The 17,196-nt window shown below is 34.9% G+C and carries 23 protein-coding genes; 10 read left to right on the forward strand and 13 right to left on the reverse strand.

The window, feature by feature from the left end; genetic code table 11:
- From TTHT_RS08405 to TTHT_RS08420, 4 genes are read right to left on the reverse strand one after another with little or no spacing between them, the layout of a single operon-like run.
- Nucleotides 1-1,101 carry an NADH-quinone oxidoreductase subunit D gene (locus TTHT_RS08405; protein ID WP_201327527.1) on the reverse strand — a complete coding sequence of 367 codons (1,101 nt, stop codon included), beginning with the start codon at nt 1,099-1,101 and terminating at the stop codon, nt 1-3.
- A 4-nt stretch (nt 1,102-1,105) separates the two neighbouring features.
- Nucleotides 1,106-1,771: an NADH-quinone oxidoreductase subunit C gene (locus TTHT_RS08410; protein WP_201327528.1), complete on the reverse strand. Its 666-nt coding sequence runs from the start codon at nt 1,769-1,771 to the stop codon at nt 1,106-1,108.
- Nucleotides 1,764-2,267, reverse strand: coding sequence for an NADH-quinone oxidoreductase subunit B (locus tag TTHT_RS08415; protein WP_201327529.1), 504 nt, complete (start codon nt 2,265-2,267; stop codon nt 1,764-1,766). Before TTHT_RS08415 ends, TTHT_RS08410 begins: the two co-directional genes overlap by 8 nt.
- Entirely contained in the window at nt 2,258-2,617 is a 360-nt protein-coding gene (locus tag TTHT_RS08420; protein ID WP_201327530.1) for an NADH-quinone oxidoreductase subunit A, read from the reverse strand. Before TTHT_RS08420 ends, TTHT_RS08415 begins: the two co-directional genes overlap by 10 nt.
- Before the next feature lie 288 nt (nt 2,618-2,905).
- Between TTHT_RS08420 and TTHT_RS10930 the strand changes: the two genes are divergently transcribed.
- The 10 genes from TTHT_RS10930 to TTHT_RS08460 all read left to right on the forward strand — a co-directional run bounded on the left by TTHT_RS10930 (nt 2,906) and on the right by TTHT_RS08460 (nt 9,487).
- Entirely contained in the window at nt 2,906-3,028 is a 123-nt protein-coding gene (locus tag TTHT_RS10930; RefSeq protein ID WP_269089381.1) for a hypothetical protein, read from the forward strand.
- A 22-nt stretch (nt 3,029-3,050) separates the two neighbouring features.
- A complete protein-coding gene (locus TTHT_RS08425) occupies nt 3,051-3,791 on the forward strand; it encodes an ankyrin repeat domain-containing protein (RefSeq protein WP_201327531.1) in 741 nt (246 codons plus the stop codon).
- A gap of 207 nt (nt 3,792-3,998) precedes the next feature.
- Nucleotides 3,999-5,132, forward strand: coding sequence for an IS256 family transposase (locus TTHT_RS08430; protein WP_201327532.1), 1,134 nt, complete (start codon nt 3,999-4,001; stop codon nt 5,130-5,132).
- Nucleotides 5,125-5,355 (forward strand): hypothetical protein, encoded by a 231-nt coding sequence (locus TTHT_RS08435; protein ID WP_201327533.1) that lies wholly within the window; start codon nt 5,125-5,127, stop codon nt 5,353-5,355. Before TTHT_RS08430 ends, TTHT_RS08435 begins: the two co-directional genes overlap by 8 nt.
- A 7-nt stretch (nt 5,356-5,362) precedes the next feature.
- A complete protein-coding gene (locus tag TTHT_RS08440; RefSeq protein WP_201327534.1) occupies nt 5,363-5,830 on the forward strand; it encodes a hypothetical protein in 468 nt (155 codons plus the stop codon).
- 236 nt (nt 5,831-6,066) lie between these two features.
- Nucleotides 6,067-6,585: a hypothetical protein gene (locus tag TTHT_RS08445; RefSeq protein WP_201327535.1), complete on the forward strand. Its 519-nt coding sequence runs from the start codon at nt 6,067-6,069 to the stop codon at nt 6,583-6,585.
- Nucleotides 6,586-6,786: 201 nt separating this feature from the next.
- Nucleotides 6,787-7,782: a hypothetical protein gene (locus tag TTHT_RS08450; protein WP_201327536.1), complete on the forward strand. Its 996-nt coding sequence runs from the start codon at nt 6,787-6,789 to the stop codon at nt 7,780-7,782.
- Nucleotides 7,783-7,994: 212 nt separating this feature from the next.
- Nucleotides 7,995-8,513, forward strand: a complete 519-nt coding sequence (locus TTHT_RS08455) for a hypothetical protein (RefSeq protein WP_201327537.1) — start codon at nt 7,995-7,997, stop codon at nt 8,511-8,513.
- Nucleotides 8,514-8,599: 86 nt separating this feature from the next.
- On the forward strand, nt 8,600-8,722 hold the full coding sequence (locus TTHT_RS10935) for a hypothetical protein (RefSeq protein WP_269089382.1): 123 nt from the start codon (nt 8,600-8,602) through the stop codon (nt 8,720-8,722).
- Between the two features lie 24 nt (nt 8,723-8,746).
- Nucleotides 8,747-9,487 (forward strand): ankyrin repeat domain-containing protein, encoded by a 741-nt coding sequence (locus TTHT_RS08460; RefSeq protein ID WP_201327538.1) that lies wholly within the window; start codon nt 8,747-8,749, stop codon nt 9,485-9,487.
- 355 nt (nt 9,488-9,842) lie between these two features.
- Here TTHT_RS08460 and dusB read toward each other — a convergent pair whose 3' ends face one another.
- From dusB to trpS, 9 genes are read right to left on the reverse strand one after another with little or no spacing between them, the layout of a single operon-like run.
- Entirely contained in the window at nt 9,843-10,829 is a 987-nt protein-coding gene (gene dusB, locus TTHT_RS08465; protein WP_201327539.1) for a tRNA dihydrouridine synthase DusB, read from the reverse strand.
- Nucleotides 10,830-10,831: 2 nt separating this feature from the next.
- Nucleotides 10,832-11,815: a UDP-glucose 4-epimerase GalE gene (galE, locus tag TTHT_RS08470; RefSeq protein ID WP_201327540.1), complete on the reverse strand. Its 984-nt coding sequence runs from the start codon at nt 11,813-11,815 to the stop codon at nt 10,832-10,834.
- Nucleotides 11,808-12,473 (reverse strand): hypothetical protein, encoded by a 666-nt coding sequence (locus TTHT_RS08475; protein WP_201327541.1) that lies wholly within the window; start codon nt 12,471-12,473, stop codon nt 11,808-11,810. The genes galE and TTHT_RS08475 overlap by 8 nt, the downstream gene beginning before the upstream one ends.
- Nucleotides 12,436-13,092, reverse strand: a complete 657-nt coding sequence (gene cmk, locus TTHT_RS08480) for a (d)CMP kinase (protein WP_201327542.1) — start codon at nt 13,090-13,092, stop codon at nt 12,436-12,438. Before cmk ends, TTHT_RS08475 begins: the two co-directional genes overlap by 38 nt.
- Nucleotides 13,092-14,195, reverse strand: coding sequence for a histidinol-phosphate transaminase (gene hisC / locus TTHT_RS08485; RefSeq protein ID WP_201327543.1), 1,104 nt, complete (start codon nt 14,193-14,195; stop codon nt 13,092-13,094). The genes cmk and hisC overlap by 1 nt, the downstream gene beginning before the upstream one ends.
- Nucleotides 14,176-14,925: a pseudouridine synthase gene (locus TTHT_RS08490; protein ID WP_201327544.1), complete on the reverse strand. Its 750-nt coding sequence runs from the start codon at nt 14,923-14,925 to the stop codon at nt 14,176-14,178. The genes hisC and TTHT_RS08490 overlap by 20 nt, the downstream gene beginning before the upstream one ends.
- Nucleotides 14,922-15,443 (reverse strand): SMC-Scp complex subunit ScpB, encoded by a 522-nt coding sequence (gene scpB / locus TTHT_RS08495; protein ID WP_201327545.1) that lies wholly within the window; start codon nt 15,441-15,443, stop codon nt 14,922-14,924. Before scpB ends, TTHT_RS08490 begins: the two co-directional genes overlap by 4 nt.
- Nucleotides 15,436-16,188: a segregation and condensation protein A gene (locus TTHT_RS08500; protein WP_201327546.1), complete on the reverse strand. Its 753-nt coding sequence runs from the start codon at nt 16,186-16,188 to the stop codon at nt 15,436-15,438. The genes scpB and TTHT_RS08500 overlap by 8 nt, the downstream gene beginning before the upstream one ends.
- Complete coding sequence (gene trpS / locus TTHT_RS08505; RefSeq protein ID WP_201327547.1) at nt 16,188-17,186, reverse strand: tryptophan--tRNA ligase; 999 nt, start codon at nt 17,184-17,186, stop codon at nt 16,188-16,190. Before trpS ends, TTHT_RS08500 begins: the two co-directional genes overlap by 1 nt.
- Nucleotides 17,187-17,196: the final 10 nt, after the last annotated feature.

Here is a 17,196-nt window from a genome sequence, read left to right on the forward strand (position 1 = left end):
CTACCTGTCTATTTCGCCTAAAACAACATCAAGGGTACCGATAATAGCAACTGTATCAGCAACCATGTGCCCTTTGCACATCGGCTTTAATCCTTGAAGGTTAACAAATGAAGGCCCTCTAACCTTTAATCTATACGGGCCAGTCCCCTTGCCATCACTTATCAGATAGTATCCCAATTCTCCCTTTGGTGCTTCAATTGAATGGTAAACCTCACCTTTTGGAAGTTTTAATGTTTTGGGAACCTTTGCCCTGAAATCACCTTCAGGCATTCCCTCTAAAGCCTGCTCAACAATCCTTAGAGACTGCCTCATCTCTTTCAATCTAACCTTATACCTCGCATAAGTATCACACCCGTCTTCAACGGCAACTTCCCAGTCAAGCTCATCGTAAACCTCGTAAGGCTCAACCTTTCTTATATCGTATGGAACACCTGAACCCCTTAAAACAGGACCAGAAAGGCCTAAATTTATAGCATCTTCTGCTGAAATCACACCAACATTTATTGTTCTCTTCTTCCAGATTCTGTTTTCAGTTAAAAGCGCTTCGTAATCCTCCATCCTTGAAGGAAAAATTTTAATAAACTCTTTTACCTTTTTATCAAAACCTTCCGGTATGTCTTCCTTTAAACCACCGTATCTAAAAGTGGTTGTTAAAAGCCTTCCGCCTGTGTACATCTCAAACATATCAAGAATCATCTCTCTTTCACGGAAAGCATAGAGGAATACAGTCATTGCCCCAATATCAAGGGCATGTGTGGCAAGCCACAACAAGTGAGAAGCAATCCTGTTTAACTCTGTCAAAAGCACCCTGAAATACTTAGCCTTTCTTGGAACTTCAACACCGCCTAACTTCTCAAGCGTCTCAATATAACCTAAATTGTTAGAAACAGCGGCAATATAATCAAGCCTGTCGGTAAGGGTTAAAGCCTGCAAATAATTAAAGTTTTCAGCAAGCTTTTCAACCCCTCTGTGGAGGTACCCAATTTCAGGCTCTAAATCAACTATTGTCTCGCCGTCAAGTTTAAGTTTAAGCCTTAAAACACCGTGAGTTGATGGGTGCTGCGGCCCCATGTTTAATTCAACTATCTCTCTCTTAAACATAAGCCTAATCCTCTTCCCTTAATTTTCTTACCAACCTTGCGGTATACTCTTCTCTTCCCTCTATCTTGCTCTCATCCTTTCTCAAAGGATGGCCAACCCAGTCATCAGGGAGAAGAATCCTTTTAAGGTTGTCTCTTCCGGTGAAAACAATACCCATTAAATCGTATGCTTCCCTTTCGTGAAAATCAGCGGTTTTCCATATATCCATAACGGAAGGAACCTTTTCGCCGTCATCAAGGAAAACCTTAACCCTCATTCTCTTATTCATCTTTACAGAGTAAAAATGATAGGAAAGCCCAAACCTCTTCGGTGCACCTTCAAACTTCAGGTAATCAACCGAAGAGATATCCGCAAGGTAATCAAACCCAAAATCTTTTATTTTCTGAAATGAATCAAGGTAATTTTCGTTATTTTCTATAACAACATTAAACTCACCTACAGAAACATAAGCCTCTTTTACATTATCGCCTAACTCTTTCAAAATATTCTTCTGCCAGTCTTCCTTTGGTTCTTCCTTTGGTGCAACAACAATCTGAGGCTTTGGAGGAACTTTCTTTGCAGCCACTTTAGCCTTTGCATCAGCATTAGGTTTAGCCTTTGGAGCTTCCTTTTTTACCTCTTCCTTTTTGTTGACTTCAGGAGAGGGAGTATTTTTTACTTCATCAGACATTTATCCCCTCCTTGATATACTTGTCTCTCAATGAAGACTTCATAATCTTATCCTGAAGCCTCATAAAACCGTACAAAAGAGACTCAGGCCTTGGCGGACATCCAGGAATATAAACATCAACAGGCACAATCTTATCAACCCCCTGCAATGTTGAGTAAGAATCAAACAACCCGCCAGAATTTGCACATGCACCCATTGATATAACCCACTTTGGCTCAGGCATCTGGTCATAAACCTTTCTCACAACCGGTGCCATTTTCAGGGTAACAGTGCCTGCAACAATCATTAAATCTGACTGCCTTGGAGTAGCCCTGAAAATACCTGCGCCAAACCTATCCATATCAAACCTTGACGCACCTGTCGCCATCATCTCAATGGCACAGCATGCAAGGCCGAATGTCATTGGCCAAACAGAAGACTTCCTGGCCCAGTTAAAAACCCATTCAAGCCTTGTTGTAATAAGAAACTTATCAATTAATTCCTGTGTTACTCCCACTCCAACGCCCCCTTCTTCCATGCATAGACATAACCAAAGATTAATATCAAAAGGAAAATGCCCATTTCAATAAATCCGAAAAGGCCTAACGCTCTGTACTTAACGGCCCACGGATAGAGAAATATTGTTTCAACATCAAAAATCAAAAACACAACCGCAACCACATAGTACCTTACATTAAAATTTTCCCTTGCTTCGGTAATCTCTTCAATACCGCACTCGTACGGCGAAAGTTTAGACTTGCTAAACTTTGAAGGCCTGAAAAACCTTGCTATCGCCAGAGTTATTAGCGGAAAAAGAATCGCAATTACAAGGAAAATCAACAGTGGAATATACTGTGCGTGGGACAAGGTTCCCTCCTTTTAAATAGAGTCAAGACACAAAAAATCCAATCATTTAAAAACTATCACAAAATGTGATGTAAATCAATTTATTATTGTTTTTGTAATACTGACAGAAAATAGCAAACTGATGCAAAAAAAGTTTGATACCACACTTTAAATTATCTTTTTACATTGAAAATAATTTTATAAGTTTGATTTAAAGTAATAATAATAATTTTTAGGTTTTTCTCCCTGCTTTTTTTGTATAGTGTCATTTGATAGAATTTTAAAGAAAAAGGAATAAGGATTTAGGGAATGAATAGCAGCAAACTTGGAGCGTTGGAAAGAAAAATAACATCTGAAAAAATAGATGATGCAATAACTACTCCTATAGAAAAGACAATAAATGACAAGTTGTCTAAAGGAAATGATAATTAATAAAAATACAAAGGAGTTGTCTATGAAAAAAAGATTTTTCAAAAGATTTTCCCAGGTATTATTGATTTTAATTTTAACATTTACAATGGGATGTCATCTTCCAAACAACAAAGAAACAGCAAAAGAATTTATAAATGCATGTAAAGCCAATAACATATCAGAAATAAAACTAATGCTTGCAATGGGAGTTGACCCTGATATAACAGATGATGGTTTAACAGGTCTAATGGTTGCTGCGTATAATGGTTACATTGAATTAACCCAATTGCTTTTAAAGAAAGGGGCAAATGTAAATAAAAAATATTATGGGACAGCATCAGCTGCTTGGCGAGGAGAAACAGCCTTAAGCTTTGCAATAAGTGGTTACGCTTATTATAAAAAACATGACAAACAGAAGGCAAAACGAATAGAAAAAATTGCTCTCTTTTTAGTAGATAAAGGTATAGATATAAACTCTCAAACAGAGGATGGGAGTAATTATTTGATGCATGCAAGCTGGGCAGGAATGGAATCTTTGATTAAGAAACTTATTGAAAAAGGAATTGATGTGAATTTTACATCACCAGATGGATTTACTGCATTGATGACAGCATCTCTTTCTGGAAGATATAATGTTGTAAAACTCTTACTTGAACATGGAGCAAACCCGAACTTGAAGGTTAAAAAGGGAAAATATAAAGGTTACACAGCCTTGAAATTGGCAGAAAAGAAAGGTTACAAAGACATAGTAAAACTCCTCAAGCAATACGGAGCAAAAGAGTAACCAATCCCCCCGCAGGCCTTCATAGGCCTGCTTTTTTTGTTTGGTATGATTTGATAGAATTTTATAAAAAGAAAATAAGGATTTAAGAATTGAATAGCAAACAAGGGCAGTGTAACATTAATTGTGTCAGGGAGAAAAAAAACTCCTTTCGGGAAGGAGAGGTTAAAATAACCTCAGAAGAAAAATTCCCGAAAGGAGGTACCACCAATGAGTGATTTAATTTTCACTCAATTTAAAGAATTTTTCAAGAAAATGTTGCAGGAAATGTTGTTGGAAGAGAGGGAAAGATACTTAAAAGAAGCAAGAGGCCAAACAAGGGCAAACGGTTATTATAAGCGAACGCCTAAAAGCTTTTTAGGAGAGATTGAATTGCAAATTCCAAGAACAAGAGACAGTCAGTTTAAGGTTAAATGGCTTCCCCAGAGAAAAAGGGTAATGTTTTTTCTTGAAGATATTGTGGAGGCAATGTTTATAGCAGGAGTATCCACAAGAAAGACAGCAGGGGTAATTAAAAATCTCATAGGAACTAACATATCAGCTCAATATGTAAGCAGAATAAGTGAAATATCTGAAGAAGTAATTGAAAAATGGAAAAACAGAAGATTAACAAAAACATACCCCGTGCTATATATAGACGCAACATACATTTCATTAAAAAGAGACAGTGTGGCAAAAGAGGCAGTATATGCAGTATTGGGCTTATCTGAAGACGGTAAAAGAGAAATTTTAGGATACTTTCTTCCTGGAGGAAACGAAAAAGCATCCCTCTGGCAGGAAATATTCAGGGATTTAAAAGAAAGAGGCTTAAAAGGAGTAAAACTGATTATAAGTGATGATTTAACAGGTTTATCTGAAGCGATAAAAGAAGAATTTCCTGAGACTATGCACCAACTTTGTTGGTTTCACCTGAAAAGAAACATAAAAAACAGAGTAAGAAAACATCATTTTGAGAAAATAAAAGAAGAATTAGACGAGATAATGAAATGCGAAAGCAGGGAAGAAGGGGAAACCAAACTTCTTGCATTTATTGAAAAATGGAAAAAGATATACAGGTTTTTAAAAAACATTGAGGCAAAAGTTGATAACTATACATTCTTTCTCCTTGCCCCTCATGAGATAAGAAGTTACTTCAGGACAACAAACTGGATGGAAAGGTGTTTTAAAGAGTTAAAAGATTACATACGAATACGAGGATTTTTCCAGAATGAACAAAGCGCAGAGAAGTTTCTTTACATTTTCTTCACAGACAAGAATGAGAAGTATCAATCAAGGAGTTTGAGGTATTCTTCTTCTTTTAATCGCTTTTTTTCTTCTCTTTCCCGGAAGGCTTCCCATGCCTGACACAATTAACTTGACATTACCCAAACAAGTTTCAGGAATGGAAAAAAGTTTAACTGGTTCTGAAAAGGATAAAAAAGATGCGTTATTTAGTACTTTTTGGTTTTTTGGTTCTTTAGGTGCTAGTAAAATGGTAAATAATTCTTCTTTGCCGGAAGAATATAAAAATTTAATTAATGCTTTTGTAACTGATGCATCAAATGAAGGTGCATCAAGTAATCAGTGAGGTAAATATGTTTCATTTTGAATATGCCTTATCAGTATTAACGCAAGCATTGATTTTTTTAAGTGGTGCATTTTATGTATCATTAGGTAAAAAATTAACTAAATTGGATATGGTAGATAGCGTCTTTGCTGCAGTTGGATTGGTAACAGGGGTAATTGGTATAGGTTTCAGCTTTGAGAGTTTAGGGAGGGGCTGGGATGTGCGATATACAATAAAACATTTTCAATTAACAATAAGCGGTCGTGAAAGTTTGGCTATTATTTTACTTTCATTGTTTTATTTATGCTGCGGATTTTTAGCAGGATGGATAAGGGAAAATGGTAAAAGGCAGGAAGACGGCAAAGATAAAATCACTTACCGTGATTTTATCTCAAGACACAAACTATTTTTCATCAACCTGCACACTATAATAGGCATAGTATTGTTGGTTGTATATATTTACCTTCAGAAATACGCAATAATCCAGACATTTTAAAAAAGAAATTATTTCCCCCCGCAGGCCTTGTGGCCTGCTTTTTTGTTTGTTGGAATATTGCTGAATTGATAAAATAAACACAGACCAGTTCACAGGGAAAACATTGAGCTCAGAAGATGGAGAAAACAAAGTAAGAAAATGGAAAGAGATAATGAAAGGGATACAAATTAATTTTCCAAAAACAGGAATAATAAAACACCAAGCAAAGATAAAACAATTTACTCCGGGAGAATAATATGACCAAAGAAAAGAAGATTGCTTTAGGTATAATGCTAATAATAATCCTGGCAATAGTACTTTATTTAAGATTTTTTGTAGGCATGGTGTTATTTAGAATCCCATGGAGGGATGCTGAAATTGGTTGTTCAGAAACTGTGTCTGACCTTTGCATATTCAATCCATTTCGCGATAGGACACTGGAAAGAAAATTCCAGAAGATGATAGATTATTTAAGTTGCACAGACAAAAAGAAAGCAGAACAGATTCTATCAGAATTAAAAAAAGATAAAAGCATTTCCCAAAATGCTATTAATTTTTTAATTGATTTAAAAACAAAACGACCAGATATTGCTCCGCTTTATGGTGGTATAAAGCCCAGGGATTATTTTAAAAAGAATGGAAAAATATATTTTGTCTTTTTTAATACTTATAACAAAAAATCTAAATATAAACCGTATAAATCAAGACATATTCCTGATTGCGGTAAAGCAGTAATAGACCCTAACACAAAGAAGATTTTAGAGTTTTATCCATAGTAAAATAAATATTTCCCCCACAGGCCATCTGGCCTTCTTTTTTTGGATGGTAATTTGATAAAATCATAAAAAGGAAAATAAGGGTTTTGGGATTGAATAGCGGGCAAATTTCAGGAATGACGCAGCCGTAAAAAAAGATTAAAAATTTTTGAGGAGTTTTCTGAAAATAAAAAACATTTGAAATTATTAAGGAGATTAGAAATGAATAAGTTATGGTTGACAATTTTGCTTTTGATATGCATTTTAAATCAATCATTTACCTATAAAAATAAAAAGATTGAAATATCCCCCATAACCAAAACAAAAGGGTACTATGCTGGGGTAATTAATTTATATATAAAGGGAGGATTTTATCCATTAGAAACACTATTTTGCTGCAAAAACTCATATCCTTTATTTGACGGGTCAAATCCATTTATATTTTCTTACAGTTATGGAAATTCATCCGTGGAAAAGGCGCTTGAAAATGGGAAAGACTATCTATACTATGTTGTTGTAAAAGGCGAATTAACTTACGGTAATAAACATAGAATGGTCTTTGGAAATATTAAAATTGAAAAAGTTATTTATTCCAGAAAAGTAACAGAAGACTTTTTAGACTGCATATTAAATAAAGAATTTCCTGATGAAAAAATTAACTACTACAGAAAACACCCATTAAAAGTTCTTGATATCTGCCCAATGAAAAACCCAAACAAGATAAAGTACTCAAATCTAAACGAACTAAAAATTCTAAAATATAAAGGTACTATTGAACGATTTGAAAACAAAGACAAGAAATTACTTGAAAACAAGGTTTACTGTGGAATTTTGGATAATAAACATTCAACATTTTCCCCTATTGACAGACTATTATCAAAAAGTTTTAATACAAAATGCATAAAACATTTAAATAAATGCGGATTTAAGGATTCATGGCAATCTATGAAGCATAATGAAATTCATTATCTATTGGATGATTCTCACAAAAGATTCTTTTTTGCTATAGCCAAAATGGATTTTATCCCCTATGAATCAGAAGATTATGGAATTATAGACATAAAAAAAATCTATTACCTAACCCCTATTTCATTGGAAACAATGAAAAAATTGTTAAAACTAAAACTGCCTGAGAGTAAAATAAACTTTCTTCTAAAAAACCCTGAGCAATTGGTTAGATTTATAGAAAAAATAGGAGAAAAGAATAAATTAAAATGATTTTTTTTAAAACTATTTATTAGTGTTAAACTTCCTCAGGCCATTCGGCCTGCTTTTTTGTTTGTTGAGATTTTGCTGAATTGATAAAATTAAACAGACCACTTCACAGGGAAAACACAGAAAGCGAAGAAACAAAAAATGAATAAAAAGATAAATATAATGGTTAAAAACAAAGATGAAATAAATTTTGAATCTAAAAAAGGTTGTTAATTATGAGAAAAGAAAAAGTGTTATTCACATTAGACCCTAATTATAAATGTGGAATTTCACTAAGAAATATTATAATTTTTTTAATTTTCATTTTTCTTTTTGTTTGGGTTAATTATTGGTTTTTTGACTTGTTTAAAAAATTAATGATATCAAAACATTTCAATATTACTTTTTTCTTAGGGTTATTTGGTTTTATTACTGTATTCTGCTTAATCAATATCTTTCTGTATCTTGGTTTAATGAAAATTGTGAGTAATATCTTGCTTTATGATTCTTTTTTTGAAATTTGTATTCTTTTCTCTAACAAAAGAGTTTTTTATAAAGATGTAGAAAAAATCATTTTTAAAAAATCAAAAGGTGGAGGATTTTTTGAATTTCTTTGTACAAGCAAGGGGAAAAAGCACTATTATATTTTTATGTTCTCTATTAATGAAGAATTAAAAGGGAAGGATGCTGATTATGTAATTCAAAAACTTAAAAAGATTTTTGAAGAAAAAGGAATACCTGTTATTGAAAAATAGTAATTTTTTCGCAGGTCTTATAACTTGTTTTTTTGTTTGGAGTGATTTGATAGAATTTTGAGGAGAAAGAAACAAGGATTTAAAAATTGAATAGCAGCAAACTTGGAGCGTTAGAAAGAAAAATAACATCTGAAAAAATAGATGATGCAATAACTACTCCTATAGAATTGATAATAAATGACAAGTTGTCTAAAGGAAATGATGAATAAAAAACGAATAGAAAGGAGCTATATATGAAAAAAAGATTTTTTAATAGATTTTCCCAGGTATTTTTGATTTTAATTTTAACATTTACAATGGGATGTCATCTCCCAAACAACAAAGAAACAGCAAAAGAATTTATAAATGCATGCAAAGCCAATAACATATCAGAAATAAAACTAATGCTTGCAATGGGAGTTGACCCTGATATAACAGATGATGGATTAACAGGTCTAATGGTTGCTGCGTATAATGGTTACATTGAATTAACCCAATTGCTTTTAAAGAAAGGGGCAAATATAAATAAAAAATATTATGGGACAATATTAGCTGGATTGGAAGGAGAAACAGCCTTGAACTTTGCAATAAGTGGTTACGCTTATTATAAAAAACATGACAAACAGAAGGCAAAACGAATAGAAAAAATTGCTCTCCTTTTAGTAGATAAAGGTATAGATATAAACTCTCAAACAGAGGATGGGAGGAATTATCTAACGCAAACAAGCTGGGCAGGAATGAAATCTTTGATTAAGAAACTTATTGAAAAAGGAATTGATGTGAATTATACATCACCAGATGGATTTACTGCACTTATGGTAGCATCTTTCAATGGCCATTTTAATGTTGTAAAACTATTGCTTGAACACGGAGCAAACCCAAATTTGAAGGTTAAAGAGGGAGAATATAAAGGTTACACAGCCTTGAAATTGGCAGAAAAGAAAGGCTACAAAGACATAGTAAAACTCCTCAAGCAATACGGAGCAAAAGAGTAAACAATCCCCCCGCAGGCTATTTGGCCTGCTTTTTTTGTTTTGTGTGATTTGATAGAATTTTGAGGAGAAAGAAACAAGGATTTAAAATTTGCAAGAGAAACAAATTTTAGGGATAAAAAATGAATAATCCTATTAATAAATGTATGGGATATTTTTTATTAAGTATTTTTTTATTTTTTTTAGGGTTAATATTTTACAAAAGTGATAAAAGTGAAAAAAAACTTTCCTTGAATGACAAACTAATAACTTTTAATGTGTTTGTAGCAGCAATAATATCATTTTTTATTTTTGTAAGATATTTAATAATTTTATTAATAGGTTTATCCCACAGGCCATTTGGCCTTTTTTATTTGTTTTATTTATCTAAAAGTGAGTTTCTGTAGTTTTCAAAGACATTGAGTACTTCTTTTGAGGTTTTTGCATCGTTAAGTTGAAGGCGGATTGATTTGCCTTTGGGAAGGCTTCTTGAGTACCATGAGAGGAATAGTTTCATTTTGTGCTTTGCAAGGTTTTCAGGGTATATTTTCATAATTCGTTTAAACTGTTTTTCAATTATTTCAATAAGTTTTTCTATTTCAACTTTTTCATTATCAAGCAATTCTTTGAATATCCACGGTTTTTTTATTGCAGCGCGGGCAATCATTACACCGTCGCACTTTGTTTCAAGCATTTTTAATAAACTTTCCCTGCCAACAATGTCTCCGTTTCCAATAACGGGAATTTTTAACCTTGATTTTAAATCAGCAATCCACTCGTAATTCACATTGCCGCTGTACATCTGTTTTTTTGTTCTTCCGTGAAAGAACACTGCGTCAACTCCCTCGTTTTCAGCAATTTTCCCTATTTCTTTATAAACAAGATTATTTTCATTCCAGCCAGCCCTGATTTTTATTGTTAATGGGATAGACAATACCTTTCTAACTTTTCTAATAATCTCTTCAGCCTTTTTTAAATCCATAAGCAATGCAGAACCGCCGCCGCTTTTTGTAACATTTTTTGAAGGACAACCCATGTTTATGTCAATTCCATCTGCCCCTAAATCCTCAAGCATTCTTGCAGCCATTGCCATTCTTAAAGGTTCTTTTCCAACAATTTGAAAGAATAGCGGTTTTTCAGAAAAATCAAAATTAAGCATAAAGGATGTTTTTTTACATCCCCTTGTTAAAGCATCTGCTGAAATCATTTCTGAAAAAACAACTCCAATTCCACCGAATTCCTTTACAATCTGCCTGAAAACAGAGTCGCTTATGTCAGCAATAGGGGCTAAAAAGGTTGGTGGGGAAACTTCAAGGCTTCCTATTTTTATCTTTTTGTTTTTAAATTCTTCAATTGTATTTTTCATTGTTAAAATCTCTTGTTTTTTTCCCAATTCCAGGCTGTTTGAATTATGTATTCAATGTCATTGTATTGAGGTTTCCAGTTTAAAACCTTTTTTATCTTTTTATTGTCGGCAACAAGCACAGCAGGGTCTCCTTCCCTTCTTTCTGTTTCTTCAACCCTAAAATCTATCCCTGTTACCTTTTTTGCAGTATCTATAATCTCTCTCACTGAGTAACCTATTCCGTATCCGCAGTTGAATACATCGCTTTTGCCCCCCTCAATCAGGTAATTTAATGCAAGTATGTGGGCATTTGCTAAATCGTTTACATGTATGTAATCCCTTATGCAGGTACCGTCTTTTGTTGGGTAATCTGTTCCAAAAATCTTTATGCTTTCCCTCTCCCCCTTTGCTGTTTTTAAAACAAGGGGAATAAGGTGGGTTTCAGGGTTGTGGGACTCCCCTATTAAACCAGACTCATCGGCACCTGAAGCGTTGAAATACCTTAAAGCAATGTATGAGATTTCTCCAGCATTTGACATATCTCTTAAAGCATTTTCAACAGCAAGTTTTGTGTTGCCGTAAGGGTTTACAGGCTTTAATTCAAAGTCTTCCTTTATCGGCGTTTTTTCAGGGTTGCCGTAAACTGCAGCAGTTGAGGAGAAAACAAAGTTTTTAACATTGTATTTTTTTAAAAGCGTCAGAAGGTTTAATGTTCCTGCAACATTGTTTTTATAAAACTTTAAAGGGTTTTTTACAGACTCCCCCACTTCAATAAATGCAGCAAAGTGAATACATGCATCAAATTTAACTTCAGAAAGTAAAGATGACAGCCTCTCTGTGTCTAAAATATCCCCTTCAACAAACTTTACATTTTCAACCGCTTCCCTGTGGCCGTTTGAAAGGTTGTCGTAAACAACAACATTAAAGCCTTTTTCAGAAAGCAATTTAACTGTGTGGGAGCCAATGTATCCTGCGCCACCTGTAACCAGGATGTTTAGTTTAGCCATTTTCCACTTTCCTTTTTGCAAGGAATTTATAGGCAATTGTTGCAATAAACATTAAAACAGGCAGCAATAAATTTTTGTAATCAAATGAAAGGGAATACTTTTGATAGAGGGGAAGTGCATAGTACTTTGCTTCAATTAAAGAGGCATAATCTGGAATTAAAATATCCCTGAAATTGTAAAGGTAAATGAGCAAACCGGAAAATGCGTTTACAAGAATAATGTACAAAGCCCCTATCCCCCTTGAATTAAAAACTGCATCAAATAAAAATATGTGGGCAAAGAGGGTAAAAAGAAGGGCTGAAATTGAAACAAATGAGTTTAAAAATGGGTTAAAGCCAAATTTTAAACCAAAAATTGCGGAAAAAATCAAATAGACAATCAAAAGAAAGACAAATGGACGGATTACGCTTCTCTCATTATCCTCAACGACAAAAATTAAATAGGCAAAAAAAGCAAAAACAGCAAATACAGAGTGGTAGTTTTTCCAGAAAATAAGGGAAATTGAGCCTTTAACCTGAAGGGGAACCTTTATAAAAAGGTAAGAGATAGAGTTTTTTTCAACCTTTACACCAAAAAACAAAAGCAGTGAAAAAATTAATAAAAGGATTAGAATGAAAATTTCACTCTTTGATAAATTCAAGTATCTTTTCAACAACATCTTCAATCTCCATTCCTGTGGTATCTATGTAAATTGCGTCTTCGGCTTTTTTTAAAGGGGCTAAATCCCTTGAAGAATCCTGCTTATCCCTTTCCAATTGCTGTTTTAATACCTCTTCAAAGGTTATTTTTGTTTCAGGGTTTTTCTCCTTCAACTGCAAATACCTTCTCCTTGCCCTCTCTTCAGGGGAAGCATCAAGGAAAAACTTGTACTTTGCGTCAGGAAAGACAACCGTTCCTATATCCCTTCCCTCTAAAACAGATGGTCTTGACAGCCCTATCTTTCTCTGCTGCTCTGTTAAAAACTTTCTTACAACCTTTAGTTTTGAAAAATCAGAGGCAAGTTTTGAAATTTCAGGGGTTATTATTTTGTCTGAAACATTCTCCCCGTTTAAATATATGTTTCCCTCATCGTCAAAATCAAGTTCAATTCCCTTTAAATCCTTTTCTGTTATTTCGTCAGACGGTTTTTCCCCTTTCCTGTGTAAGTACAGTGCAACAGCCCTGTACATTGCACCTGTATTCAAATAAAAATACCCTAACTTTTTTGCAATAATCTTTGCGATTGTGCTTTTCCCTGCACCTGAAGGCCCGTCAATTGCAACAACATTCTTTTTCATCAAGTTAACACCTCTTTCAATGCATTTAAAAACATTTCATCGTGCTCTCTTAAACCAAAACTCATTCTAAACCAGGTTGGCATATTGTATCCGCCCTTTAAGGGCCTGACAATTACACCTTTCTTTTGCATATTGTGGAAAACCTCCTCAACATCCTTCCCAGTATCAACCGCAATAAAGTTTCCCTCTTCCGCAAGAACCCTCAACCCCATCTTTTCTATTTCAGGCACAACACAGGCCTTTTCTTTCTTCACATGCTCTTTAGACTTTAGAACATGGTCTTCGCAATCTAAAGCAGCAATGCAGGCTTCCTGGGCAAGCAGGTTTAGGTTGAAGGGGGAACGCACCTTTTCAATCTTTTGAATTAAATCAGGGTTTCCAAAGCCATAGCCAACCCTTAATCCTGCAAGGCCGTATATCTTTGAGAAAGTTCTTAATATTAAAACATTATCCTTTCTCCAGTCTTTAATATACTTCATACTGTCAGGATAATCAGGATTATCAACAAACTCATAGTATGCCTCGTCAAGCACAATTAAAACACTGTCAGGCACTTTTTCAACAAACCTGTCTAACTCTTCCCCTTTTATCATTGTTGAGGTTGGATTGTTGGGGTTAGCAATGTAAATAATTTTGGTTTTATCGTCAATTGCCTTTAAAAAAGCGTCTAAATCGTGCCTATAATCCTTTGCGGGAATCTCTTTATAGCCGTGGTTTGACGCTAAAGTGGCAATCTTGTACATTGCAAACGAGTACTCTGAAAATATTGAATGCTCTCCGTAATCAAGCAAAGCCTTTGCACAGTATTCTATTATTTCGCATGAACCATTGCCGAATATTATCCAGTCAGGGTCAAGATTAAACTTTGAGGCAACCTTTTCCCTTAAATAATAGGCTCCCCCATCTGGGTAATAGTGAATATCTTTAATCTTTTCCCTTAAAACTTCGGTTACTTTTTCCGGTGGGCCTAACGGGTTTTCATTTGAGGCAAGTTTTACTATCTTTTCAGGGTCAAGCCCGTATTCCCTTGCAACAGTCTCAATAGGTTTACCCGGAACATACGGGGCTAAAGAGGCAATATAATCAGGTTGTTTTACCGTCATTTTTCCTCCCTTTTTTTAAAGCAAGGGTTTTTAAACCTTCCACTTCCTGAGGGGTTAACCTCCTGTATTCCCCGGGCTTTAAATCTCCAACTTCAAGGTTTCCAATTTTAACCCTTTTCAGTTTAACAACAGGATGTCCAACCTTTTCAAACATTCGCCTTATTTGATTCTTCTTCCCCTCAGTTAATACCACCTTAAGCCACGAATTGTTTTGATGCCCTAAAAGAGTAATCTTTTTTGCGCTTAACCTTCTATCTTCTACAATTACACCGTTTAACAACCTCTCAATACTCTTTTTATCTGGCACTCCCCTAACTTTGACAAGGTATGTTTTTTCAACCTTTGTTTTTGGATTAGTAACTAAATTTGCAAACTCTCCGTCATTTGTAATTAGCAACAAGCCTTCTGTGTTTATATCAAGCCTTCCAACCGGAAATAATGCCTTTTTTTCCTCTCTTGCAAGTAAATCCATAACGGTTGGTCTGTGTTTTTCATCGCTTTTTGTCGTCACATAGCCCAATGGTTTGTAAAGAAGGATATAAACCTTTTTTTTAAGGGGCTTTATAATTTCTCCGTCAACCTTGATTATGTCTTTTTCAGGGTCTGCTTTGTCTCCCAATCTTGCCTTTTTGCCGTTTACAAAAACCCTTCCCTCTTCAATCAACTCCTCTGCTTTTCTCCTTGAAGCAATGCCTGCCCTTGCAATAATCTTTTGAAGCCTCTCTTTCATTCCTCAACCCCCATCTCTTCAAGGTCAGGTAAGTCTTCAAGAGAGTTTAAGCCGAATGTTTCAAGAAAGTATCTTGTGGTTTTATAAAGGGACGGCTTTCCTATTACATCCTTTTTCCCGGCAATCTTAATCAAATTCTTTTCAAGCAAATTCCTTAAAATATGGGAAACAGACTGCACCCCCCTCAATGCTGCAATCTCCTGCGCAGTTATAGGCTGTCTGTAAGCAATTATTGCAAGGGTTTCAAGAGCTGCCCTTGAAAAACTTTGCCTGCTCTCCCTTTTGTGAAATTCAGCAACAAATGAATAAACATTGGGATTTGTTAAAAACTGATAGCCGCCTGCAATTGAAACAAGGTTTACCCCTTTTGATTTGTAATCATCCTTTAACTCTTCAAGTATTTCCTCTACCTCTTTTTTGTCTTTTTCTAAAAAAGAAGCAATTTCTTTCGCCGTTAGCGGCGTATCTGAGGAAAAAAGTATTGCTTCAACAACCTGTTTTAAAGTTTCTTTATTCATACCTTGATATTATCCTGTCCCTTTCCTTATATGAGTAATTTTTATCCCTGATTAGTATAATCTCTGAAAATGTTGAAGTTTGAACGCTTTTTAAAATATGTTCTTTAATTAACTCAAGTATTGAGGTGAAGGAATAAACCACATAGGTTCTGTCCTTTCCCTTTACAATCTCATAAAACCTTGTTTTTTTTCTATTTTTGAAAATCTCATAAATTGCCGATACAACCTGTCTCATTGAGTATTTTGCTTTTCTAACAATATCAGGTTCTAAAGCCTTCAGCCTTCTCAAGATATTTGCGTATAGGTTTGCAAGGAGAAAAGCACCGTTTTCGGAAACAATTAGAGGCCTTTCCTTTGAGACAAAGTCTTCCTTAAATCCCCTTTCAAACATCTTTTGCCTTCTGTTAAGGTTTTCAGAAAGAATTGAAGCCTGCTTTGTTATCTTTTCATACTCTTCAAGTTTGAAAATCAACTCTTCCTTCATCTCCTCAAAAGCCTCTTTCTCCCTTGGAATCAGGGATTTTGCCTTCATCAGCATTAGCGTTGACGCCATAACAAAGTAATCCCCTGCAATATCAAGGTTCATTTCCTGCATTTTGTTTAATATCTTCGAATACTTTTCTGTAATTTCTGCAATTGAAACCTCTGATATTTCAAGCTTATTTTTCCTTAACAACTGTAAAAGTAAGTCTAATGGGCCTGTAAAGTTTTCAAGCTGAATCTCAAAGTTTTCAAAATTGTCCATTATCTCCTCTTTAGATTCATTGCCTCTCTAACCTCTTCCATTGTTTGAGAGGCAACCTCTCTTGCCTTTCTTGCCCCTTCGTCAAGTATAGAATCAAGGAATTGCTTATTCTCTTTTAATTTTCTCAATTTTTCCCCAACAGGTGCAACCTTTTTAATCAAGTGTTCAGACAAAAACTTCTTACACTGGAAGCAACCAATCCCAGCTGTCCTGCACCCTTCGGCACACTCTTTTCTTACCTCTTCAGGGGAAAAAATCTTATGCAGTGCAAAAACAGGGCAATCTTCAGGAACACCGGGGTCTGTTTTTCTAACCCTTCTCGTGTCTGTTTTCATAACCCTTAACTTTTCCCATATCTCTTCAGGGGTATCTTCTATTAAAATTGCATTGTTATAGCTTTTGCTCATCTTTCTTCCATCAAGGCCAGGAACCCTCTTCGCCTCTGTAATCTTTGCTTCAGGCTCAGGGAAAATCTCCTTGCCGAAGATATGGTGAAACCTTCTTACAATTTCCCTTGCAAGTTCAAGGTGGTACAGCTGGTCTTCACCAACTGGAACATAGTTTGCCTTGTAAATAATTATATCTGCCGTCTGTAAAACCGGATAACCTAAAAACCCGTAATTTGAGAGGTCTTTATCCTTTATCTGTTTCTTTTTTTCTTTGTAAGTGGGAACTCTCTCAAGCCAGCCTAACGGGGTAATCATTGAGAGGAGAAGGTGCAACTCTGCATGCTCTTTTACATCAGACTGAACAAAAATTACCGACCTATCAGGGTCAACCCCTGCTGCAATAAATCCCGCAGCAACATCGTAAATATGCTCTTTAATTGCTGAAGTGTTTGAATACATAGAAGTTAAAGCATGCCAATCAACAACACAGTAAAAACACTCATTTCCTTCGTTTTGAAGGTTAACATAATTCTCAAGTGCACCAACAAGATGCCCTATGTGAAGTTTGCCTGTCGGCTGAGTTCCGCTTAAAACCCTTTTTCCACTCATATCCACTCCC

Source organism: Thermotomaculum hydrothermale (genome assembly GCF_016592575.1).
Lineage (GTDB): Bacteria > Acidobacteriota > Holophagae > Thermotomaculales > Thermotomaculaceae > Thermotomaculum > Thermotomaculum hydrothermale.